Below are 22873 nucleotides of genomic sequence, written 5' to 3'. Positions count from 1 at the left end.
CCCGGTACACCCTCTCCCTCGCATCCAACCACGGACGCAAGGAGAGCCGCTCATTACCCATGGGTTACCCCACCACGGGCAAGGTCAGACCGTCTCGTGCGACTACCCTGGCAAGCGATTCGACCACCTCTGGCTGATAGTCGTGTGCTGTCGCGAGCCGCAGCTCCTCCAGGGCCCTGAGCGGCCCTGAGGGCCCTGCTTCCCGGGTCTTCTCCTCGTATGCGTTCACCGCCCGGACGATCCGCGCACCGACCGGCTGCTCACGGTAGGGATCGGCCTGGCGCTCCACCACCACGGCGACCTCGGTGTCCACCCCGGTCTGCCGGACGACCGCGCCGCCCAGCAGCGCGATCCGGCGCTGCTGGGCCGTCGGCAGGCCGGCGGTGGCACCGGCGGGCACCGGGTCGACCAGGCTGAGCTGCCCGATGTCGTGCATGAGGGCCGCGTACTCCAGGACGGTCAGCTCCCGTTCACCGAGCCCCAGCTCCCGCCCCACCTCACGGCTGAGGGCGGCGACCCTGCGGGCATGGCCGGGCGGGGTGTACCCGGCGATCTCCGTGGCCCTGGCCAGCGAGGCGATGGTCTGCCGGTAGGTGGTCCGCACGGCCGCGTACCGCCGGAACGACAGCTGGGTGAGCAGCAGCGGAAGCGAGAACACGGGCAGCGCCCACAGTCCGGCGACCCCCACCGCGACGGCCATCACGACGCCGGTCGCGCACACCGCCGAGCCGATCCCGAGGAGGCCCCGCAGTTCGTCCCGCAGCAACGGCCCGTACGGCCACCGCGTCCGGGCCCGTGCCAGGGCCGCCGCCAGGACGGCGTCGCACAGGGCGGTCACCACGAGCAGCCCGAGGAGCAGCAGCACGCGCGCGTGCCCGCTCCAGCCCAGCAGCCGTCCGCTGTCGTGCAGGGGCTGGAAGCACACGGCGGCGAAGGCGACGGTGAGGACCCGCCGGGTGAGGTGGTCGGCGGTGGTCCCGCGCCCCCTCGCCACGTGGGGCGCACACCCGAGCAGCGCGCCCACGGCGACGACGGCCACGACCTGCGGCACCCCGTGCGCCGTCGAGCGCCCCGCGCACTCCCCCAGCAGCGCGTACGCGAGCCCTCCGGCCGCACCCAGCGGCGCCTGCTCCCTGCCCTCCGCCCCGCGCCAGCGGGACAGCTCCCCCGCGCCCACCAGCACTCCGAACACGAGAGCGACTCCGGGCTCGTCGAGGCCGTATCGGAGGGTGTGCCCCAGGCCGGCGAGCACGAGCAGGGCGGCGAGGCAGCGGAGGAGGACGGGGAGGAGCTGGACCGGAGCCCCTCTCGGAGAGGTCACCGGCCCCGCCTCCCGGCGGCATCGCGCTCGACGGCTCCCCCATCACCCGCTCCCCACTGGGCCGCTGTCTGCTCGGCGGGGCAGGTCCCGGGCTCCCCGCCCGTGGTGGCGCCACGCTCGGGGACTCCACCCCCGGCCACGCCGCGCGTCGCCGCACCGGGCACGGGCCCTCCGCCCGCCCCCGCGCCACGCTCAACAGCAGGTGCCCCCGGCGCCGGTACGTTTCCGCGTGGCGCCGTGGTCACCAGGGGCTCCCAGCCGCAGCGGGACAGTGCCCGTCCCAGCGCTCCCACCATCACGGGGTCGAACTGCGTGCCGGCGCAGCGCTCCAGCTCCGCCAGCGCGGCGGTGACCGGGCGCCCCCGCCGGTAGGACCGGGTCGAGGTCATCGCGTCGAACGCGTCGGCCACGGCCACCAGCCGCGCGAACTCGGGGATCTCGCTCCCGACCAGCCCGTAGGGGTATCCGCTCCCGTCCATCCGCTCGTGGTGGTGCAGGACCGCCGCCCGCGCCTCGCCGAGGAAGGAGATCCCGCGCACCATCTCGTGCCCGTATTCGGGATGCAGTTCGACGATCCGCCGCTCCTCCGGGGTGAGCGGCCCGTCCTTGCGCAGCAGCCGCGTCGGCACCCCCAGTTTCCCCACGTCATGCAGGATCCCGGCGAAGCGCAGCACCTCGGCGCGGTCGTCGTCCATGCCCAGCTCACGGGCGATCATCAGGGACGCCTGCCCGACCCGTTCGCTGTGGCCACGCGTATAGGCGTCCTTGATGTCGACGGCCTGCACGAGCGCCCGGATGGTCGCCTGGTGCGCCGCCCGCTCACGGTGGTACTGCGCGAAGACCCAGCAGGACACGTACATCGGCAGCAGGACCAGCAGCGCGGCGACGGGCCCGTACGGGCTGCGCCAGAGCACGGCCATCATCAGCCCGGCGAGCCCGTGCGCCGCGACCGGTGCCAGCGCCCGGAGGAGGAGCCCCCGCCAGGCGGTGCGCCACGGCACCCGCTCGGCGAGTGCCAGGATGCCGCCGTCGAGGAGGGTGAGCACGGCGCAGAACGTCAGCACGGCGGCTCCGGCGGGCAGCAGCGCGTAAGGGAAGTCGGGGCCGGCGACCGCGTCCCGGCCGCCGAGCACCCCGTGCGTCCAGGACGCGGCCCAGACCGCGAGGACCAGCTGTGCCGCGCGCCAGACCCGTCGCAGCCGGCGCGGCCGCTGTTCGACGCGGGACATCAGCGCGCCCGGCACCGCGACCAGCGCCGCGGCAGGGGGCGGCAGCAGGAAGGCGCCCGCGAGGAGCACCGGGAAGAAGGTGCCCATGCCCCGGGGAGCGAGGTGGCCGACGAAACGACACCGGGTGATCTGCTCGCACCCGGCGTACAGCGCGGCGAGCAGGGCCACCGCCCACCAGGGGGCCCGTAGGCCCGGAAGCCCGGTGAGACAGGCGAGGGCCGCGAGCACGGTACAGGCGACGTACGCACGTGCCCATGCCGGAACCGACCTCATGGCGTCCCTCCCGAGTTTCAGCTTCCGGAGCGTAGGGCGGGACTGGCCGAGTGGGGGTGACTACGGGTGAATCCCCTGGACCACGATGGCCGGATTAACTCATTCGGGTGAAATGGGTGCCTGGAGGGAGGGGAGGGGCGGCGGTGTGACGGGAGGGGACGGGGGTGTGAGGGGAAGAAACGGGGCTGTGAGGGGAGGGACGGGGTTGTGAGCGGAGGCGCACACGACCTGACTGAGCTCACCGCGTCCGCCTGTGCGTCCGCTGCCCGCCCCGTCCGCCGGCTGTCACGACCGGTCGTGTCCGCCCCTCTCCAGCCGTCACGTCCGCCCCCAATCACGACCGACCATGTCCGCCCGCCGCACCTCAACCGCGACGTCCGCCCCTCTCAGCCCGCCACGTCCGCCGCGAGGGCCTTGGTGAGTTGGCCCACGGTGGCCGGGGACTCGCGTTGGAACGCGGCGATGTCTAGGCCGTCGTCGCCCATGACGGTCAGAAGGGTCCGTTCGCCGACGGCCACGACGATGACGTGACCGGCTCCGCAACGGACGACCACCTCGCGGAGCGCGCCGGAGCCGGACTGGTCGGCCATGCGGCGGCTGACGCCGAGCGTCGCGGCGGCCAGCGCGGCGACGGACTCGGGGTGCACCTTGTCGACGTCGGCGACGACGAGGAGCCCGTCCACGGTGGACAGGACGCTCTCGGAGACGCCCAGGACCCGGTCACGCAGCGAGGTCAGGATGCCGGTGAGTGTTTCGGTCGAGGCGTGTGCGGTCATGGGGACGTGCTCCTTGGTCCGGATGTCTGCGGTGGGGAGGGTGGGGTCCGTAGGGGCTCAGTCGGACGGGTTCCGGTCCGACTCGGGGAGAGCCCGAAGCCCGCGGCGGACGCGCCGCAGCATGTCGAGGGAAGGCTGGTGGGCGAGGAGTTCCTCGGGCGACAGCAGGGACAGGGGAGGGAAGGGAGGCAGTGCGGCGGTGGTCTCCGACGCGTCGCCCCCGGTGTCCGCACCGGGCACGGGCCCTGTGCCGCGCGCGGCTCCGCGTACGGGTAACGGGGGCGGTTTCACGGGTGCGCCCTTCGTTTCGGCCGAAGGCTGCGTGGGGGCGCTGGGATCGGATTCGGCGGACGAAGGCGGTTGGGCGGCGGGATCGGGCTCGGTGGGTACGGCCGGGCTGGGTGCGGGTCGGCTGGGTGTGGCCGGGCTGGGTGTGGGTTGGCTGGATGTGGCCGGGCTGGGTGTGGGTTGGCTGGATGCGGCCGGGCTGGATGCGGCCGGGCTGGGTGCGGGTCGGCTGGATGCGGCCGGGCTGGGTGCCGCCTCGCAGGAAGGCGCGGGTCGGGGGATGGGGGCCGGGTGGTCGGGGCCCGGCGGGGTTCTGGGGGCCTGCCTCCGCCGGAGGCGGGCGGCCTTGGTGCGTCGTCGGCGCTTGCGGGCCGGGTCCTGGTCTGCGCTCACTCCCCGTCCTCAGCGCCGAACTCGCCGACGGGGAAGCCCCCGCCCGGCCTGCGTCTGGGCAGGGGCCCGGCCCTCGGGGACGGTTCGTCGGCCGATGGCGCGGTCCGCGGGGGCACCCGGGGCGCGGTGCTGGGCCGCCCCTCGGGCACGGTCGTGGTCTCCCAGCGGACGGCGCCGAGCGCCTCCAGCCGGATCAGGTCCAGCATCACCGCGTAGAGTCCGCGCCCACGGGCGAAGGCGATGTCGCGCGGGGTGCGACGCCCGTTGGCGCTCTCGACGAGTTCGCGATGACGTGGCGTCAGTCCGCCGCCGGAAGCGGGGTGCGCGAGGTCGACGACCGGGGCGGGCCGGCCGCGGACCAGATCACCCGCGGGGCCCCGGAGCCGGGACAGCAGCGCGATACGGCGAGTCGTCTCCTCGGCCAGCGGGCGGGGTGCGACTCCGGGCCGGGCCAGGAGGGTGGGCTCACGGTCGGTCAGTTCCCAGTCCCCCGGTGGGCTCAGCGCCATCGCGAACGCCCCGTCATAGACGGCCGCCGTGCAGACGACCTCCAGTTCGGCGGCACCGATCAGACCCGCGGCCTCGAGATGGCGGCCCAGCCGGTCCGCGTCGGGCTCGGCCGCGCACGCGGCGAGCCAGGCGTCGTCGTCGATCCGGCCGGAGGCGAGCAGTGTGGACGTCGCGGTCGGCGCGCCCGGTGTCTCGATCGCGCCGACCCGGCCGTCGCGGAGATGAATCGTGCCACCAGGGGCACCGGCGACCCGTACCGTGCCGGTGAAGCCCTCCTGGTGCAGCGCCTGGAGCAGGGCCGGCACATTGCGGGCCGAGGGTGTCTTCACGCCAGCACCTCTCGGGCCCGGTCACCGAGGCTGCGCAGCGCCAGGGCCCTGAAGCGCGTGGAGACCGGTCTGGAGGTCTGATCGCTCCCGGCACCGCACACGACTGAGCCCGTTCCGGGCACGGCCGGACGGCCGTGCCCGGAACGGGCTCAGTTCAGGCACCACCACTGATGGGCGGGTGCTCAGGTCTCCTGCGGTGTCGCCGGGGAGGCCGTCACCTCGTGCTCGGGGACCGCCTGCCCTGAGCGGATCAGATCGATCCGCCCCATGACCTTGGCCCGCAGGTCGGTCGGCACGTCGTCCTGCCCGCAGCACCGCTTGACCAGCTTCTTGACGGCCTGTTCGAGACCGTACTTCTCCAGGCACGGCGAGCACTCCTCGAAGTGGTGCTCGAACTTGGTGCAGTCGGCGTCGGGCATCTCACGGTCGAGGAACTCGTAGAGATGATCGAGGATCTCGCTGCAATCCGTCTCGTGCGGCTCTCCGCAGCTCATGAGCCCGAGCCTTTCGCTTCGTTCGACTCTCCGGCGCCGGCCGGGACCAGCCCGCGGTCACGGGCGTAGTCCTCGAGCATGCCGCGCAGTTGACGGCGGCCCCGGTGCAGCCGGGACATCACCGTACCGATGGGTGTCCCCATGATGTCGGCGATCTCCTTGTACGCAAAGCCCTCGACATCGGCGAGGTAGACGGCGATGCGGAATTCCTCGGGGATCGCCTGCAGCGCTTCCTTCACGTCCGAGTCGGGCAGGTGATCGAGCGCCTGCGACTCGGCCGAGCGCAGACCCGTCGACATGTGCGACTCGGCGCGCGCCAGCTGCCAGTCCTCGATCTCTTCGGCCGCACTGCGCTGGGGCTCGCGCTGCTTCTTGCGGTACGAGTTGATGAAGGTGTTCGTGAGGATGCGGTACAGCCAGGCCTTCAGGTTGGTGCCCTCGCGGAACTGGTGGAAGGACGCGTATGCCTTGGCATACGTCTCCTGCACCAGGTCCTCGGCGTCGGCGGGGTTGCGCGTCATGCGCAGCGCGGCCGAGTACATCTGGTCGAGGAACTCCAGCGCGTCCCGCTCGAAACGAGCGTTGCGGTCCGCGGCGGTCTCCGTGCCCTCGGGCTGCTCCGCCTGGCCCCGTTCGGTCCCTGCGTCGGTCCCAGTGACCGGACCCACCTCCTCCAGTGTCTGTGCGGCACCGAAACCGGTACCACCAGATTCGGAGGATAGACGACGATCCGCACCCGCCGCCGCCCGAATAGGCGCGCTCTTCGCCGCGTGCAGCACCGTCCAGTCCAGGTCAGCGCGGCTGCTGCGGGTCGGGCAGATGGTCGAACCCATGCGGCGGACTTCCTCTCCTACGACGGTCAGCACGGTCTCGCGCTGTCTGATCCGCACAACAGGGGACCGTCACGCAACATTCCCGCCTTCCCACCGACTCCTTACCGAGTGACCCATTCCACTCGTCCCGGCGGGCGCCCTCAGCACGGCCCGGCGGGCGCCCTCAGCACGGCCCGGCAGGCGCCCTCAGCACGGCCCGGCGGACGACCTCAGCTCGGGCGGCCCAGCGAGGCGATCCACTCCACGACACCGTCGGTGATCACCTTCAGCGCCGCCGCCTGATCGATGGGCGCCCGCTTGGGTACGGCGAACCCGTGGTCGCCGTACGGCACCTCCACGAGCGCGTGGGGGCCCTTCGGGAACTCCTCCGGCCTCCCGAACGTGTCGTTCCCGCCCTGGACGACCAGGGTGGGCACCCCGGTGCCGAGCAGTTCGTCGGCGCGGGACTTCTCCGGCTTGCCCGGCGGATGCAGCGGGAAGCTCAGCGCGAGCACGGCGGCCGCGCCCAGTTCCCGCGCGGTACGGCAGGCCACCCGGGCCCCGGCGCTGCGCCCGCCCGCGATCACGGGCAGCCCCGGCCCCGTCAGCGCGGGCCACAGGCCCCGCCAGCCGATGTCCAGGGTCTTCGGCGCGGGTGCGAGCTTCTTGCCGGCCACCCGCCAGGGCTGCTCGACGAGCGCGACGGTCACCCCGTGCGCCGGGAGCACGGCGGCGAGGGCCTGGAGATCGCGCGCCTCGACACCGCCGCCCGCGCCATGACTCACGGCGAGCACCCATCGGGCGTCCCGCGCCTCGTGCCGGGTGACCCGGGCCGTGCCCGTCTCGGTGTCGATCTCTTCACTGATGCCGTTCACGTCAGAAGAGTGTGCCCTCCTCGGGGCCCTCCAGCTCCTTCAGCAGCTCCGGGGCGTTGTTGCGGACGTTGCTGACGGCCGTGGAGACGGGGTAGGCGCGCATCAGTCCGGCGGGCGGCGGCTCCAGCAGGCCGCGCAGATCGTCGGGATCCGTCCGGGCCGGGTCCAGCCAGCTGTCCCAGCGGTCGGGCGTGAGCATCAACGGCATCCGGGGGTGGATCTCGGCCAGCGTGAACGGGCCGTCCGCGGGCGCCACGGCCAGCGGGGTCGTCTCCGCCTCCGTCGTGATCACCGAGCAGGTGACCCACCAGGCCTGCGGATGGTCGTCCGGCAGGGTCTTGTCCCGCCAGAACTCGTACAGCCCGGCCATGGCGAACACGGATCCGTCGGCGGGGAGCACGAAGTACGGCTGCTTGCGCGGCCTCTTCTTCTTGCCCTCGACCTCCAGGTCCCGCTCGTGCTTGCCGGTGACCCACTCGTAGTAGCCGTCGGCGGGCAGGATGCAGCGGCGGGACGCGAAGGCGCGACGGTACGACGGCTTCTCGTGGACGGTCTCCGCGCGGGCGTTGATCATCCGGGCGGCGCCCTCGGGGTTCTTGGACCAGGAGGGGACCAGCCCCCACTTGAGCTTGCGCAGCTGGCGGACCGGCCGCTTGTCGTCGGTGTCCTTGAGGGGGCGGTCGAGAACCGCGTAGACCTCCTTGGTGGGGGCCACGTTGTAATCGGGCTCCAGGGTCTCCTCCGGCTCCCACTTCTCGATCTCGAAGACTCCCGCGAGATCCTCCGGCCTGCGACTCGACGCATACCGCCCGCACATCTCGAACCACCCCTCCGACCCGCGCACACACCGGGTCCTCCACCCGGACGTCTTCCAAGGGTGGCAGACCACGACCGGGGCACGGCGCGAACAGCTGCCCACCAGGCACCCCCGTATCCCCATCCGTCCCCTCCGTCGGGCCCGACCCCCGACCTCGTGCCGACCGCCACCGCTGCGACATCTGCCACCACCGCCCCCGCTGCGACCGCTGCGACCGCTGCGACCGCTGCGACCAGCCGGTTTCCCCCCAGGAACGATCCCCGCCACCCCGGCGTCTCTCATACGTCCGCTCCCGAGTGCCACACTTCCAGATCCGACGCGACCCGGAGGAGCCACCGCCGACCATGGAAAGCACCGCAGCCACCTCGCTGGCCAGCCTGTGGGACGAGGTCTTCGGCACCCAGCCCGACCCCGACACCTGGGTCGTCATCGCCACCGCGGTGGCCGCGCTCGCCGCGGTCGTCCCGCACGGCGTCTGGCGGCTCTCGCGCAACGCGATCACCATCGCGCACGAGGGCGGCCACGGCCTGGTCGCCCTGCTCACCGGCCGCACCCTGACCGGCATACGCCTGCACTCCGACACCAGCGGCCTCACCGTCAGCCGCGGCAAGCCCACCGGCCTCGGCATGATCCTCACCGCGGCCGCCGGCTACACCGCTCCCCCGCTGCTCGGCCTCGGCGGCGCCGCCCTCCTCGGTTCCGGCCGCATCACGCTGCTCCTGTGGCTCGCCACGATCCTCCTGGTGGCCATGCTGATCATGATCCGCAACGCGTACGGCGCCCTCACCGTCGTGCTCACCGGCGGCACCTTCGTCGTCGTCTCCTGGCTCGCCGGCCCCCAGGTCCAGGCGGCCTTCGCGTACGCGGTGGTGTGGTTCCTCCTCCTGGGCGGTGTGCGCCCCGCCTTCGAACTCCAGGCCAAGCGCCGCCGGGGCGGGGCCGGTGACTCCGACGCGGACCAGCTCTCCCGTCTGACCCATGTGCCGGCGACCGTGTGGCTGCTGATGTTCCACGTGGTGTCCGTGTGCGCGCTGCTGGGCGGCGGAAGGTGGCTCCTGAGGTTGTGACCGTCAGCTGTGACGGCCGTACGACGCGGCACCGCGCGGATCGGCCACGAACCGCCCCGAACGGACGTGTACGCGACGAGCGACGCACGTCAACCGGCTGAGCCCGGCGGAGCGAACCCCCACTAAAGTGGCCCCATGGCCCTGAACGCACAGCCCGCCCTCTGGCCCGCCCCGCACGCGAGCGGAGCCGTCGACGCGACGGTCCACGTGCCCGGGTCCAAGTCCGTCACCAACCGCGCCCTCGTCCTCGCCGCCCTCGCCAGCGAGCCGGGCTGGCTGCGCCGCCCCCTCCGCTCCCGTGACACCCTCCTGATGGCGGCCGCTCTGCGGGCGATGGGCGTCGGCATCGAGGAGACGGTGTCGTCCAGTTCCTCGGCCACGAGCGGCTCCGCCGTCTCCGGCGAGGCGTGGCGCGTCCTGCCCGCGGGACTGCGCGGCCCGGCCACCGTCGACGTCGGCAACGCCGGCACGGTCATGCGCTTCCTGCCCCCGGTGGCGGCCCTCGCCGACGGCCCCATCCGCTTCGACGGCGACCCGAGGTCGTACGAGCGCCCCCTGAACGGCGTGATCGACGGCCTGCGCGCGCTCGGTGCCCGGATCGACGACGACGGCCGCGGCGCCCTGCCGCTGACGGTCCACGGCAGCGGCGCCCTCGACGGCGGCCCGGTGGAGATCGACGCCTCGTCCTCCTCGCAGTTCGTGAGCGCCCTCCTTCTGTCCGCGCCGCGCTTCAACCAGGGCGTGGAGGTCCGGCACATCGGCTCGACGCTGCCCTCCATGCCGCACATCCGGATGACCGTCGACATGCTGCGCTCGGTGGGCGCCCAGGTGGACACCCCGGAGTCGGGCGGCGAGCCCAACGTCTGGCGGGTCACACCGGGCGCGCTGCTCGGCCGTGACCTGACGATCGAGCCGGACCTGTCCAACGCCCAGCCGTTCCTGGCGGCGGCCCTGGTGACCGGCGGCAAGGTCGTCGTCCCCGACTGGCCCGCGCGCACCACCCAGCCCGGTGACCAGCTCCGCGAGATCTTCACCGAGATGGGCGGTTCCTGCGAACTCACCGAGTACGGGCTGGTGTTCACCGGCTCCGGCGCGATCCACGGCATCGACGTGGACCTCGCCGAGGTCGGCGAGCTGACCCCCGGTATCGCGGCGGTCGCCGCCCTCGCCGACTCCCCGTCGACGCTGCGCGGCGTCGCCCACCTCCGCCTCCACGAGACGGACCGGCTGGCCGCGCTCACCAAGGAGATCAACGAACTCGGCGGCGACGTCACCGAGACCGCCGACGGCCTCCACATCCGCCCGCGCCCCCTGCACGGCGGTGTCTTCCACACCTACGACGACCACCGCATGGCCACCGCCGGCGCGATCATCGGCCTGGCGGTGAAGGACGTGCGGATCGAGAACGTGGCGACGACGGCCAAGACACTGCCGGACTTCCCCGAACTGTGGGCCGGGATGCTCGGGAACTGACGGGCGGACGACGATCATGCGCCGCTACGGCAAGCACACCGACGAGGACGACATCCGGAGCCGTCCCAACCGCAAGGGCAACCGCCCCCGCACGAACATCCGTCCGAAGCACGAGGACGCCGCCGACGGCATGGTCCTCACCGTCGACCGGGGCCGGCTGACCTGCCTCGTCGAGGACCGGATCGTGATCGCGATGAAGGCCCGTGAACTGGGCCGCAAGGCCGCGGTCGTCGGCGACACCGTCGCCCTGGTCGGGGACCTCTCCGGCAAGAAGGACACCCTCGCCCGCATCGTCCGCATCGCCGACCGCTCGTCGGTGCTGCGCCGCACCGCCGACGACGACGATCCGTACGAGCGTGTCGTCGTCGCCAACGCCGACCAGCTCGCCATCGTCACCGCCCTCGCCGACCCCGAGCCCCGCCCACGACTCATCGACCGCTGTCTGGTCGCGGCGTACGACGGCGGCCTCGAACCCCTCCTCGTCCTGACGAAGTCGGACCTCGCCTCCCCCGACAAGCTCCTGGAGCTGTACGGGGCCCTGGACATCCCCTTCGTGGTGACGAGCCGCGAGGAGCTGGAGCAGGGTGCCGCGGCGGACCGGGTGCGCGCGCACCTCGACGGCAAGGTCACGGCGTTCGTCGGCCACTCGGGCGTGGGCAAGACGACCCTGGTCAACGCGCTCGTCCCCGAGGACCGGCGCCGGACGACCGGCCATGTCAACGCGGTGACCGGCCGCGGCCGGCACACCACGACCTCGGCGCTGGCCCTGCCCCTCGCGGACTCCGACGGCGGCTGGGTGGTGGACACCCCCGGCGTCCGCTCCTTCGGCCTCGCCCACATCGACCCGACGCGGGTCATCCACGCCTTCCCCGACCTGGAGGCCGGCACCGAGGGCTGTCCGCGCGCGTGCAGCCACGACGAGCAGGACTGCGCCCTGGACCAGTGGGTCGCCGACGGGCACGCGGACCCGGCGCGGCTGTATTCCCTGCGCCGACTGCTCTCGACCCGCGAACGACGGGAAGGCGACTGACGCCGCCCGAGCGAAGGCGACTGACCCCGCCCGCGGGAAGGCGACTACCTCCGCGTTGTTTGCGCCCCCCTCCACCCGGTAAGTGCATAATCGCACCAAGTCTGATCCAGACCAGATGAGACCTGAAGAGATCAGGCGAGATCGGACGAAGCGGTCACGGAACGTGGGGACACGGGAGGACGAGACATGGCGTGGCTGCTGGTGGTCGTGGCAGGTCTGCTGGAGACCGGCTTCGCCGTCTGTCTGAAGCTCTCGCACGGATTCACCAGACTCTGGCCCACCGTCGCCTTCTGCGTCTTCGCCCTCGGCAGCTTCGGGCTGCTGACCCTCTCCCTGAGGAAGCTCGACGTCGGCCCGGCCTACGCGGTCTGGACGGGGATCGGCGCGGCCGGTACGGCGATCTACGGGATGATCTTCCTCGGCGACGTGGTGTCCACCCTGAAGATCGTCTCGATCACCCTCGTCATCGTGGGCGTCGTGGGCCTCCAGCTCTCGGGCTCGGCCCACTAGCTGCGCCTCGGCTGGACAAGGGGCCCGCTCAGCTGGCGTGGCAGGGCGGTCCGCACCAGCTCGGTGACCCCGCCCTCGCGCGGCGGCGCCGCGACGCAGGACAGGGCGAGCCGGACGGCGAGTTCGCAGGAACGGGCCAGTTCCACCGAGTCCGCCCTGGCGGTGCCGGGCGGCGACAGTGCCGCGACGGCCCGGTCGCGGACGAGCGCCACGAAGTCCGAGGGCGCGGGCAGCGGCCCGTCCGCGCGGCGCTGCGCGGGCACCAAGGAGGACGAGGGCACCGCCGAGAGCGTCAGCACCGGCAGCCGCTCGCTCCAGCACCCGGTGAGCATGGCCCGTACGAGCAGGTTGCTCCGGGAGACCGCCACGGTCCACTCGGCGGTCGCGGCGAGCCGCTCCCGGCTGTCCACCGGGGTGGCCAACGCCCGTTCGACCCCCGCGAGATAGCCGTCCGCCTCCCTGCGGACCAGGGCCCGGGCGAGCCCTTCCTTGCTGCCGAACTCGTTGTACAGCGTCTGGCGTGACACTCCTGCCACCGCCGCCACGTCGACCATCCGCACGGTGGACCACGGGCGGCGCACCAGCGCCGTGTAAGCGGCGTCCAACAAGGATTCCCGCGCTGCAGGCATCATCGCCTCCCTGATACGAGCGGGCGGCTCTGGCCCTCAGATTTGACGCGCATCAACCCACTGTCAAGGGTTCGCGAGAGTGCCGACGGGCGCACTCCGGCCAACCTGCGCGGGCCGACGGAACACCCGGAGGATCCCGTCGGCGTCAGGTACCCGCACAGCGCCGCGCCGCACCCCCGGGGGCGCCCCGAACTCCTCCGGGCGCCCTTGCCCCGGGCCCCCTATGGCCCCGCACCGACCTCGGCGGATACCGTTCGCACCATGGCCGACTACCTCGACGACCTCCGCTTCGCCCACGTCCTCGCGGACGCCGCCGACGCGAGCACCATGTCCCGCTTCAAGGCCCTCGACCTCAAGGTGGAGACGAAGCCCGACATGACTCCGGTGAGTGAGGCCGACAAGGCCGCCGAGGAACTCATCCGCGGCCATCTCCAGCGCTCCCGCCCCCGGGACGCGGTCCTCGGCGAGGAGTACGGCGTCGAGGGCACCGGCCCCCGCCGCTGGGTCGTCGACCCGATCGACGGCACCAAGAACTACGTCCGCGGCGTGCCCGTATGGGCGACCCTGATCTCGCTGATGGAGGCGGGCGAGGGCGGCTACCAGCCCGTCGTCGGCGTGGTCTCGGCGCCCGCCCTCGGCCGCCGCTGGTGGGCGGCGAAGGGCCACGGCGCGTTCACCGGCCGCAGCCTCAGCTCGTCCTCCCGCCTCCACGTCTCCCGTGTCTCGAAGCTGTCGGACGCGTCCTTCGCGTACTCCTCGCTCAGCGGCTGGGAGGATCGCGGCAGCCTGAACGGCTTCCTGGACCTGACCCGCGAGGTGTGGCGCACGCGCGCGTACGGCGACTTCTGGCCGTACATGCTGGTGGCCGAGGGCGCGATCGACCTGTGCGCCGAACCCGAGCTGTCACTGTGGGACATGGCCGCCAACGCGATCATCGTCACCGAGGCCGGCGGCACCTTCACCGGACTCGACGGCCGCCCCGGCCCGCACAGCGGCAACGCGGCCGCCTCGAACGGCCTGCTCCACGACGAACTGCTGGGTTACCTGAACCAGCGCTACTGAATCGCTGGTGCGCGTGCGGCTGTGAAGTGATCCCAAGGCGCCCTGAACTGACCACGCGCGCCCTCTTGTTGACCCTCTCTTTGCCTGGGAAGCTGGCAGTCCCCCCACTTGTGAACTTGTGCAGTGCTCAACAGGCGCGCCGGTGCGCCGTCATGACGACTGCCATGGTTCTCCAGGAGGTGACCGCACTCCATGCTCGTCCGCGACGCCATGAGCACGGTGGTTCTCACCATCGGCCCCGACCACACGCTCCGCCAGGCCGCCGCCCTGATGTCCGCACGCCGCGTGGGCGCGGCCGTGGTTCTCGACCCCGACGCAGGCGGACTCGGCATCCTCACCGAACGCGACGTCCTCAACTCCGTCGGTCTGGGCCAGAGCCCGGACATCGAGCGCGCCCACGCCCACACCACCAACGACGTCGTGTTCGCCGCGCCGTCCTGGACGCTGGAAGACGCCGCCCGCGCCATGGCGCACGGCGGCTTCCGGCATCTGATCGTGCTCGACGAGGCCGCGCCCGTCGGCATCGTCTCCGTCCGCGACATCATCCGCTGCTGGGCCCCGGCGCGACAGCACGCGCCGGCATGACCCCGACCGGGCCGGGACCCCGAGGAGTCCCGGCCCGTCCCGACGGCAAGCGGTCCAACCCTGGCCGACCACACAGAGCCTGGACGGCGGCCCACCAGGCACTTGCCGAGGTCCGGGCGGTGCCGTCCGCCGCTCTCCGGCCGAGGCCGGCACGGGCCTTGCAGCACCACTTCACGTGCCAGATCTTACATTGGACAAAATCCAAGTCAATATGCATTCCAAAGTCACACCCATTCGGAATCTGTCCCCCGGGCTGTTACGCTGACCTGTATGAGTGACCTTCTGGAGCGGCTGCGCGGACGCGGATGGCGTATGACCGCGCAGCGCCGTGTCGTGGCCGAGGTCCTCGACGGCGAGCACGTCCATCTGACGGCCGACGAGGTACACGCGCGCGCTGTGTCCAAGCTGCCGGAGATCTCCCGGGCGACCGTCTACAACACCCTGGGTGAGCTGGTCTCCCTGGGCGAGGTGCTCGAGGTCGCGACGGACAAGCGCGCCAAGCGGTACGACCCGAACGCGCACCGCCCGCACCACCACCTGGTCTGCGCCCGCTGCGGCACGATCCGCGACGTCCACCCCACCGGCAACCCGCTCGCGGACCTGCCCTCCTCGGAGCGCTTCGGCTTCACCGTCTCCGACGTCGAGGTGACCTACCGAGGCGTCTGCCCGAACTGCGCGACGGCGTAGACCCGCCAGCCACTCCGCTTCTCACCACGCCACACGCACACGACAGCCCCCGGCGGATCTGCTGCCGGGGGCTTCGCCGTTCTTCGGCCGCGGCATCCTCGCGCTAGGCCGTGGTCACATACACCGAAGGCCCGGAACCTGATCGGTTCCGGGCCTTCGGCCTTCAGTAGCGGGGACAGGATTTGAACCTGCGACCTCTGGGTTATGAGCCCAGCGAGCTACCGAGCTGCTCCACCCCGCGTCGGTAAACGCAACCTTACGTGGCCCCGTCGACCAGCGCAAATCGCTTCAGTGCCGGGACGGGACCCACGGGCGTCACACCCTTCCGATGTACGCCCGGGCCCCGCCCGCGCCACCCGCTCCTACGCCGACAACTCCTGCCGCAACGCGTCCCGCAGCCGCGCCGCCCGCTCGGTCACCTCGGCCGGCCCGAGCGCCACCGCACGGTCGGCCCACCGCTTCCCTTCGACCAGCTCACCCCGACGCGCGTAGACGAGGGCGAGCCGCAGCGCCGCCCGCCCGTGCCCCGCGTCGGCGGCCCGGGCCCACCACACGGCGGCCTCCGGCTCACTCCCCTCACGCGCCAGCAGCAGACCCAGGTTGAACGCGCCGTTCCGCGAACCGGCCTCGGCGGCGATGCGGTACCACCGCGCCGCCTCGACGACGTCGCCCCGCCCCGCGGCCAGCATCCCGACGCGCACCTGCGCCCGCCGGTGCCCCTGCGACGCGGCCCTCTCGTACCACTCCTCGCACTCGTTCCTCTCGCGCACCGGCTCCCCCAGCTCATGCGCGGGCGCGGGCGGCCTGCGCGCGTCGAGCACGGCGGCGAGCCGGTACGCGGCCTCCGCGCTGCCCCCACCGGCCGCACACCGCAGATGCCGCTCGGCGGCCCGCTCGTCCCCCTCCCGCAGCCGCGCGATGGCGACCTGGAGCGCCGCCTCCGTGTGGCCGGCGGCGGCCGCCCGCTCGTACCAGACGAGCGCGGTCGCGTCGTCGCCCCGCCCGGCGTGCAGGATCCCGAGGTTGAACGCGGCGTCCACGCTGCCGGCCTCCGCGGCCTTGGAGAACCACGGCTCGGCACCGGCCGCGTCGCCGACCTGGAGCAGCAGGATGGCGAGCGCGTTGGCCGCCTCCCGGTGCCCGGCGTAGGCGGCCTGCCGGTACCACTGCTCGGCCTGCGCGGTCCGCCCCTGCTCGGCGCAGAGCAGTCCCAGGTTGTACGCGCCGTTCACGTCACCGGCGTCCATCGCGGCCCGGTACCAGCGCTCGGCGGTCTGGGTCTCGCCGCGCTCGGCGTGCAGCGCCCCCAGGGCGTTCGCGGCGTTGCCGTCGCCGTCCTGGGCTGCCCGCAGCCACCACACGGCCGCGCTCTCGGTGTCGCCCGCGTCGCGCAGCAGGAACCCGAGCGCGCACGCGGCCCGGGGCTCGCCGTCCTTGGCGGAGGTCAGGTACCAGCGCCCGGCCTCCTTGAGCTCGCCGCGCCGCTCCAGGATCGCGCCGAGGTGCAGTGCGGCCCGCCGGTGGCCGCGCGCGGCGGCCTGGCGGTACCACTGCTCGGCCTCCTCGGCGGCGGTCGGTGCGACACCGTTGTCAGCCCCAGGCGCCCCCGCTCGCGCGGCGGAACGCCCTTCGCGTACGCCGTCCCGCCCTTCACGGACCGCGATACCGCGACCGCCCCGTCCACCGTCGCGACTGTCCCGCGCTGCCTCCCTGGCGTCCCTGATGTCCCGAGCGGCCCGTCCGTCCCGTGCGTCAGGCGAATCCCGGACGACCTCGCGGCTCGCGCCGCCGATCTCCAGGGCGGCGCGGGCGATCCTGCGCCCCTCGCGGACGGCCGCGCGCTCCTCGCGCTCGGCGCGATGGTCGAGCGTCCGGGCAAGGCGGTAGGCGGCCTCGCGGTGACCGCGTTCGGCGGCGACGCGCATCCACTTCTCGGAGGCGGCGTCGCTGCGGTGCTCCAGCAGGTCGGCGAGGGCGTACGCGCCGAGCGCGTGGCCCTGCTCCGCGGACTGGCGCAGCCAGTACTCGGCGGCCGGCTCGTCGCCGCGCTCACGGTGGTGCCGTCCGAGCGCGTGGGCGGCGGCCGCGGAACCGGCGACGGCGGCGATCCGCCACCATCCGGCGGCCTCGTCGGGGTATCCCCTCTGGTGGAGCAGAACGCCCAGGTTGTTGGCGGCCGCGCGGTCCCCGGCGGCGGTGGCGGCGCGCAGGTACGGCTCGGCCCCGTCGAGGTCACCGCGGCGCAGCAGCATGGCTCCGAGGACGCTCATGGCCTCGGAGTCACCGGCTTCGGCGGCGAGCCGCTGACGCGCCTCCTCGACGGCTTCCCCGGCCTCGTCCGGGTCCGCGGCCGGCGCGGAGTCACCCGCGGGACGCGGACGGCCGATGGTGATCTCGGACTCGGTGGTCAGGACGGACTCCCCCGACGGCTCGGACTCCGCGGGCAGCACAAGGTCGGCAGACAGCGCAACATCGACGGACTGCGCAAACCGCCCTGTCTCCCACAGAGTTGCCTTGTCCCCCATAACGTCCATCGTCGCACCACCTGCAACCTGGGTACACCTGGTATACCGCAGCCATTGAGGTCACTACAGCGTTTTGTCGACATGCCCACAGAGCGACAAGTCAAACACAGATCGCCCCATGTCCCCAGGCAACACGTCGAAGGCCCGGATCCTTTGGAGGATCCGGGCCTTCAACTTCAGTAGCGGGGACAGGATTTGAACCTGCGACCTCTGGGTTATGAGCCCAGCGAGCTACCGAGCTGCTCCACCCCGCGCCGTTGCTCTGCAACCGTATCACGGCGCGGGGTGGAGCCCTGAATCACCCGCTCCCAGTGCCCTCGTCGGCGCTCTTGTCGCCCTGGTCGGCCTGGTCGCCCTTGTCCGTGTCCTTGTTCTCGCTGCCTGCGGTGCCACCGGCCCCGTCGGCCTTGGACTGCGCCTCCTCGGCCCGCTTCAGCGCGTCCTCGAGGTCCTGCTGGGCGCGGCCGTACGCCTCCCAGTCGCCGTCCTTGAGGGCCTTCTGGCCCTCGTCGAACGCCTTCTGGGCGTCCTGCAGCGCCTGTTGGACCGTCGGGTCGCCGGACGTCGGCGGCTCGTCGGTGCCTTCGTCGCCGTCGTCCTTCGGTGGCTCGGGCGTCGGGCCCTCCGCCTCGAACACCTTGTTGAGCGCGGCGTCGAGGGTGTCCTCGAAGGCCGTGTTGCCGCCGTAGGTGACGAGAACCTTGCGCAGCAGCGGGTACTTGAGGCCGCCGCCTCGCACGTAGACGGGTTCCACGTAGAGCAGTCCGCCGTCGAGCGGAACCGTCAGGAGGTTGCCGTACTCGACCTGTGAGTCACCTCTCTTGAGGAGGCTGATGGTCTCGGCGATGTCCTGTTCGGAGTTGAACTGGCTCTGGACCTGCTTGGGGCCGTCGATCGGTTCGCTCGTCGGCAGTTTCAGGACCGTGATCTTGCCGTAGTCCGGTGTCCCCGCCTCGGCGTTGACCGACACGAAGGCGCTCAGGTTGTCGCGGCCGTTCGGCGTGAGCGTCGTGGTCAGCGAGAACGCCTGCGCCTGCTGACCCGGCAGCTTCATGCTCAGGTAGTACGGCGGCACCGCGTTGCCCGAGGTGTTGGTCGGGTCGTCCGGGACCTGCCACACCTCGCTGCCGCTGAGGAACGTCTCCGCGTCCTTCACGTGGTAGCGGGTGAGCAGTTCACGCTGGACCTTGAACAGGTCCTGCGGGTACCGCAGATGGGCCTCCAGCGACTTGGAGATCGCCGTCTTCGGCTCCACCGTGTCCGGGAACGCCTTCATCCAGGTCTTCAGGACCGGGTCCTTGGTGTCCCACTGGTAGAGCTTGACCTCACCGGTGTACGCGTCGACGGTCGCCTTCACCGAGTTGCGGATGTAGTTGACCTGGTTCTGCTGGGCCACCACCGCGCGCTGGCTGTTGTCGGCGGTCAGCGAGTCGGCCGTCGTGTCGCCGAGGGTGGTGCGGGAGGCGTACGGGTAGCCGTTGGTCGTCGTGTACGCGTCGACGATCCACTGGATCTTCCCGTCGACGACGGCCGGGTAGGCGTCGCCGTCGATGGTCAGCCAGGGGGCGACCGCCTCGACGCGCTCCTTGGGCGTGCGGTTGTACAGGATCCTCGAACCCTCGCCGATGGCACCCGAGTAGAGGATCTGCGGCTCGCTGAACGCAGCCGCGTACGCCGCCCGGTTGATCGGGTTCGAGAGGTTGACCCCGCTGTCGCCCTTGTAGCTGGTGGTCTTCTCACCGCTGTCGTCGGAGTAGTCGATCTCCTTCTGGGGACCGCCGACGATGGAGTACTGGGTGGTCTTCTCGCCGTAGTAGATGCGCTGCTGGTACTCGCCCAGAGTGCCCTTGGACGGCAGGTCGGACTCCGTGAACACCGGACGGCCGCCGGAGGTGGCCTCGGTGCCCTTGGCGGCGACGACGCCGTAGCCATGGGTGTAGCGGAAGTGGTCGTTGATCCAGTTGTTCTTCGGGATGCCGGCGAGGTTCAGCTCGCGCAGACCGATGACCGTGTCCTGCTCCGCGCCGTCCTCACCGCTGTACCGGTCCACGTCCAGGTTGGTGGGGAACGCGTAGTAGTTCCTCATCTGCTGGAGCTGCTGGAACGTCGGGGAGACGATGTTCGGGTCGAGCAGGCGGATGCTTGCGGCGCCGTCGGCGTCCTTGCGCAGCTTGGCCTTGTCGGTGGTGTCGCCCGTGCCCGAGTACTCCTGGACCGTGGTGCCGTCGATCCCGTACGCCTGGCGGGTCGCCTTCAGGTTCTCCTCGACGTACGGCGCCTCCTTGGCCTGCTCGTTCGGCTGGACCTGGAACTTCTGCACGATCGCCGGGTACAGCCCGCCGATGAGGATCGCGGAGAGCACCATCAGACCGAAGCCGATGACGGGCAGCTGCCAGGTGCGCCGCCAGATCGTGGCGAAGAACAGCAGCGCGCAGATCACGGCGATGCAGAACAGGATGGTCTTGGCCGGCAGGTACGCGTTCGCGTCGACGTACCTCAGGCCCGTCCAGTTGCCCGTCGCCTTGAAGTCGCTGGACTTAACCGCGAGGCCGTACCGGTCGAGCCAGTAGGCGACGGCCTTCAGGGCGACGAAGATGCCGAGGAGCACCGACAGGTGCCCGGTGGCCGCGGCCGTGGCGCGCGCGCCCGGGGAGGTGACCCTGAGGCCGCCGTACAGGTAGTGGGTGAGCGCGGCGGCGATCACCGAGAGCACGGCGGCGGCGAAGCCGAAGCCGAGCAGGAAGCGGTACCAGGGCAGGTCGAAGGCGTAGAAGGAGACGTCGAGGTCGAACTGGGGATCCTTCTGGCCGAAGGACACGCCGTTGACCCACATCAGCCACGTACGCCACTGCCCGGAGGCGGAGGCGCCGGCGATCAGGCCGACCAGGGCCGTGATCCCGAGGAGCAGCCACTTCTTGTAGGGCGCGATGCCCATGCGGTACCGGTCGAGGCTCTGCTGCTCCATCGACATGGCACTCAGCGGCGGGCGCAGCCGGTGCGCCAGCCAGATGTTGAAGCCGACCGCGGCCGCCATCAGCAGACCGAAGACGAAGAAGAGCCCGATCTTCGTCCACAGCGTGGTGGTGAAGACGGACGAGTAGTTCACCGACCGGTACCAGAGCCAGTCCGTCCAGAACCCCGCGAACATGACGAACGCCATGCCGAGCGCGGCAAGGACGCCCAGCGTCATGAGCAGGGTCCGGACACGCCGGGACGGTCGGCCGACTCTGATCCGCGGCCCCGTCGGGCCTCCGCCGCGGTCCGGCATCTGGAAAGCCAAGGTGTGCACCTCGAAAATCGCTGTCGACATGTCGGGGCCGCGTCTACGGACCCTTCAGCGGGCCCCCTGGTCCTAGGAGCCTCACCTATTGCAACTTACTCACGCTTTACTCGGTTCCCGCTTCGGGTAACGAACGAGGCAGGATTGTGACCATGTCCAACACTCCCATGGCAGCGAACCCGCTCACCCGGGCCGTACTCGAGATCGACGAGTACGCCTCGGGCCTCGGCTGGGACCAGCCCGCTCGCCTCTTCGCCCTCGTAGACACCGCGCGCCTGAAGGCCCAGGAGCCCGCGCTCGCGGCGCAGCTCGGTCTGGAGGACGAGTCCGAGACCAGCGGCCTCACCCCGATCGAGCAGGACGAGATCCCCAGCGGCAAGGCGCTGGACGAGTTCCTCGGCACGATCGCCTGGCCCGACGCGGTGGTCGGCTGCGCGCTGACCGTGGAGCGGCTGATGCTGCCGCCGTCCGTCGAGGCGTCCGTCCCGGACCACCTCGACGGGGCCCGGCTCACCGAGTGGGTCGCCTCCCACCCGGAGCGTCAGGAGGTCCGCATGACGGTCGCGGTCCTGCGGGACGGCTCCCGCGACTCCGCGCTGCGCCTGCGCGAGAAGGACTCCCCGACCGAGGTCCTCACCGGCCCCGAACTGGTGCCGGGACTGGCCGAGGCGCTGACGGCGACGTTCGCGGACTGATCACTCGGAGGCCGTCGCGCGGCGGACCCCTGCCCTACGGCGGCGGGGGCGCCCCCTGGTGACAGAGCGCCCCCACGCGCGCGTGCACTTCAGCCCTTGGTGGTGCACTTCGGCAGGTCGGAGGTGTCTCCGGAGCGGATGTCCCTCAGGGCGCCGAGGGCGTCCTCGATGGTGTCGACCTTGACGAGGGTGAGTCCGTCGGGGGTGTCCTTGGCGGCCGCGGCGCAGTTGTCCTTGGGCGTCAGGAAGTACTGGGCGCCCTTGCCGCGCGCACCGACCGTCTTCATCTCGATGCCGCCGATGGGGCCGACCTTGCCGTTGTCGTCGATCGTGCCGGTGCCGGCGACGAACTTTCCGCCGGTCAGATTGCCCGGCGTCAGCTTGTCGTAGATGCCGAGGGCGAACATCAGACCGGCGCTCGGGCCGCCGACGTCGGCGAGCTTGATGTCGATGGTGAACGGGAAGGTGTGGTCGGTCCCTGCGGAGATCCCGACGATCGCCCGCTCCTTGCCCGAGTCGTCGGACTTGGCGGTCGTGATCGTGATCTTCTGGGTCTCGGTCGCCGTGGTGTTCTTCTTCTCGGCGGCGGCCTGCGCCTTGGCGGGCACGATGACGAAGTCGACGTTCTCGCCCGGTTTGTGCTTGGTGACCTGTTTCGCGACGTCCTCGGGGGCCTTGATCGGCGTGCCGTCGACGGACTTGATCACGTCACCGGCGTGCAGTTCGCCCTCGGCCGGGGAGCCCTTGACGACGGTGGAGACGATCACCCAGGACTTCACCGGGATGCCCAACTGCTTCAGGGCGGCGACCTTGGCGCTCTCCTGGGACTGGCTGAACTCCTCGGCGTTCTCCTGGGTGGACTGCTCCTCGGTCTTGCCGTCCGGGTACAGCGTGTCGTGCGGGACGACCTTGTTGTCGTGTGCCAGCCAGCCGTAGACGGCCTCGACGAGGTTCATCTTGTAGTCGGCGCTCGTGACCCGGACCGTGGTCATGTTCAGGTGCCCGGTCGTCGGATAGGTCTTGCGCCCCGAGATCTGCAGCACCGGCTCGCCGTCGTGCTTGCCCAGCGTGTTCACCGTCGGCCCCGGCGACATCTCCGAGTAGGGCACGGGGATGAGCACTCCCGCGCACAGGATCGCGATCAGCATCAGGGTGGAGGCGAGCATCGTCGCGGTGCGGCGTGGCATGGAACGACAGTACGGGACAGGCCTGT

At 71.7% G+C, this 22873-nt stretch carries 21 protein-coding genes and 2 tRNA genes; 8 read left to right on the top strand and 15 right to left on the bottom strand.

Annotated features, from left to right (window positions below; all coding sequences use genetic code 11):
• Nucleotides 1–64 precede the first annotated feature (64 nt).
• The 9 genes from ACZ4Z3_RS10965 to ACZ4Z3_RS10925 form a co-directional block, all read right to left on the bottom strand.
• Nucleotides 65–1321: an HD-GYP domain-containing protein gene (locus ACZ4Z3_RS10965; protein ID WP_468500656.1), complete on the bottom strand. Its 1257-nt coding sequence runs from the start codon at nt 1319–1321 to the stop codon at nt 65–67.
• Nucleotides 1318–2823 (bottom strand): HD-GYP domain-containing protein, encoded by a 1506-nt coding sequence (locus ACZ4Z3_RS10960; RefSeq protein WP_468500655.1) that lies wholly within the window; start codon nt 2821–2823, stop codon nt 1318–1320. Before ACZ4Z3_RS10960 ends, ACZ4Z3_RS10965 begins: the two co-directional genes overlap by 4 nt.
• 386 nt (nt 2824–3209) lie before the next feature.
• On the bottom strand, nt 3210–3599 hold the full coding sequence (locus tag ACZ4Z3_RS10955; RefSeq protein ID WP_468500654.1) for a roadblock/LC7 domain-containing protein: 390 nt from the start codon (nt 3597–3599) through the stop codon (nt 3210–3212).
• 57 nt (nt 3600–3656) lie between these two features.
• On the bottom strand, nt 3657–3839 hold the full coding sequence (locus ACZ4Z3_RS10950; protein ID WP_468500653.1) for a hypothetical protein: 183 nt from the start codon (nt 3837–3839) through the stop codon (nt 3657–3659).
• A 437-nt stretch (nt 3840–4276) separates the two neighbouring features.
• Entirely contained in the window at nt 4277–5119 is an 843-nt protein-coding gene (locus ACZ4Z3_RS10945; protein ID WP_468500652.1) for a DUF4388 domain-containing protein, read from the bottom strand.
• 182 nt (nt 5120–5301) lie between these two features.
• Nucleotides 5302–5613, bottom strand: a complete 312-nt coding sequence (rsrA, locus tag ACZ4Z3_RS10940; RefSeq protein WP_055523575.1) for a mycothiol system anti-sigma-R factor — start codon at nt 5611–5613, stop codon at nt 5302–5304.
• The gene (sigR, locus tag ACZ4Z3_RS10935; RefSeq protein ID WP_055523577.1) at nt 5610–6281 is read right to left on the bottom strand and encodes an RNA polymerase sigma factor SigR; all 672 of its coding nucleotides are present in this window, start codon (nt 6279–6281) and stop codon (nt 5610–5612) included. Before sigR ends, rsrA begins: the two co-directional genes overlap by 4 nt.
• A 374-nt stretch (nt 6282–6655) precedes the next feature.
• The gene (locus ACZ4Z3_RS10930; protein WP_468500651.1) at nt 6656–7300 is read right to left on the bottom strand and encodes an alpha/beta hydrolase family protein; all 645 of its coding nucleotides are present in this window, start codon (nt 7298–7300) and stop codon (nt 6656–6658) included.
• 1 nt (nt 7301) lies between these two features.
• On the bottom strand, nt 7302–8117 hold the full coding sequence (locus ACZ4Z3_RS10925; protein WP_099967564.1) for an SOS response-associated peptidase: 816 nt from the start codon (nt 8115–8117) through the stop codon (nt 7302–7304).
• 344 nt (nt 8118–8461) lie between these two features.
• On the opposite strand from ACZ4Z3_RS10925, the gene ACZ4Z3_RS10920 reads away from it, so the two are divergent.
• The 4 genes from ACZ4Z3_RS10920 to ACZ4Z3_RS10905 all read left to right on the top strand — a co-directional run bounded on the left by ACZ4Z3_RS10920 (nt 8462) and on the right by ACZ4Z3_RS10905 (nt 12197).
• A complete protein-coding gene (locus tag ACZ4Z3_RS10920; protein ID WP_468500650.1) occupies nt 8462–9184 on the top strand; it encodes a M50 family metallopeptidase in 723 nt (240 codons plus the stop codon).
• Nucleotides 9185–9319: 135 nt separating this feature from the next.
• Nucleotides 9320–10657: a 3-phosphoshikimate 1-carboxyvinyltransferase gene (gene aroA / locus ACZ4Z3_RS10915; protein ID WP_468500649.1), complete on the top strand. Its 1338-nt coding sequence runs from the start codon at nt 9320–9322 to the stop codon at nt 10655–10657.
• Nucleotides 10658–10673: 16 nt separating this feature from the next.
• On the top strand, nt 10674–11687 hold the full coding sequence (rsgA, locus tag ACZ4Z3_RS10910; RefSeq protein ID WP_468500648.1) for a ribosome small subunit-dependent GTPase A: 1014 nt from the start codon (nt 10674–10676) through the stop codon (nt 11685–11687).
• Nucleotides 11688–11873: 186 nt separating this feature from the next.
• Nucleotides 11874–12197, top strand: a complete 324-nt coding sequence (locus ACZ4Z3_RS10905) for a DMT family transporter (protein WP_468500647.1) — start codon at nt 11874–11876, stop codon at nt 12195–12197.
• Here the strand turns inward: ACZ4Z3_RS10905 and ACZ4Z3_RS10900 are convergent.
• On the bottom strand, nt 12194–12829 hold the full coding sequence (locus ACZ4Z3_RS10900; RefSeq protein ID WP_468500646.1) for a TetR/AcrR family transcriptional regulator: 636 nt from the start codon (nt 12827–12829) through the stop codon (nt 12194–12196). The genes ACZ4Z3_RS10905 and ACZ4Z3_RS10900 overlap by 4 nt on opposite strands.
• 258 nt (nt 12830–13087) lie before the next feature.
• On the opposite strand from ACZ4Z3_RS10900, the gene hisN reads away from it, so the two are divergent.
• The 3 genes from hisN (at nt 13088) to ACZ4Z3_RS10885 (ending at nt 15160) form a co-directional block, all read left to right on the top strand.
• Nucleotides 13088–13888, top strand: a complete 801-nt coding sequence (gene hisN / locus ACZ4Z3_RS10895) for a histidinol-phosphatase (RefSeq protein ID WP_468500645.1) — start codon at nt 13088–13090, stop codon at nt 13886–13888.
• 192 nt (nt 13889–14080) lie between these two features.
• On the top strand, nt 14081–14473 hold the full coding sequence (locus tag ACZ4Z3_RS10890; RefSeq protein ID WP_055515600.1) for a CBS domain-containing protein: 393 nt from the start codon (nt 14081–14083) through the stop codon (nt 14471–14473).
• Nucleotides 14474–14743: 270 nt separating this feature from the next.
• Nucleotides 14744–15160, top strand: coding sequence for a Fur family transcriptional regulator (locus ACZ4Z3_RS10885; RefSeq protein WP_468500644.1), 417 nt, complete (start codon nt 14744–14746; stop codon nt 15158–15160).
• A gap of 167 nt (nt 15161–15327) precedes the next feature.
• Here ACZ4Z3_RS10885 and ACZ4Z3_RS10880 read toward each other — a convergent pair.
• From ACZ4Z3_RS10880 to ACZ4Z3_RS10865, 4 genes are all read right to left on the bottom strand, one after another.
• A tRNA-Met gene (locus ACZ4Z3_RS10880) sits at nt 15328–15401 on the bottom strand.
• Between the two features lie 121 nt (nt 15402–15522).
• On the bottom strand, nt 15523–17694 hold the full coding sequence (locus tag ACZ4Z3_RS10875; RefSeq protein ID WP_468500643.1) for a tetratricopeptide repeat protein: 2172 nt from the start codon (nt 17692–17694) through the stop codon (nt 15523–15525).
• Between the two features lie 171 nt (nt 17695–17865).
• Nucleotides 17866–17939, bottom strand: a tRNA-Met gene (locus tag ACZ4Z3_RS10870).
• Between the two features lie 44 nt (nt 17940–17983).
• Nucleotides 17984–20953 carry a UPF0182 family membrane protein gene (locus ACZ4Z3_RS10865; protein WP_468500839.1) on the bottom strand — a complete coding sequence of 990 codons (2970 nt, stop codon included), beginning with the start codon at nt 20951–20953 and terminating at the stop codon, nt 17984–17986.
• A gap of 164 nt (nt 20954–21117) precedes the next feature.
• Here ACZ4Z3_RS10865 and ACZ4Z3_RS10860 point away from each other — a divergent pair, with 164 nt between their 5' ends.
• Nucleotides 21118–21660, top strand: coding sequence for a PPA1309 family protein (locus tag ACZ4Z3_RS10860; protein WP_468500642.1), 543 nt, complete (start codon nt 21118–21120; stop codon nt 21658–21660).
• A gap of 89 nt (nt 21661–21749) precedes the next feature.
• Here the strand turns inward: ACZ4Z3_RS10860 and ACZ4Z3_RS10855 are convergent, their stop codons facing one another.
• A complete protein-coding gene (locus tag ACZ4Z3_RS10855) occupies nt 21750–22847 on the bottom strand; it encodes a YlbL family protein (RefSeq protein ID WP_468500641.1) in 1098 nt (365 codons plus the stop codon).
• Nucleotides 22848–22873: the final 26 nt, after the last annotated feature.

Source organism: Streptomyces sp. NPDC030296, from assembly GCF_055572815.1.
This window is presented reverse-complemented; position numbering and strand designations above follow the sequence as displayed.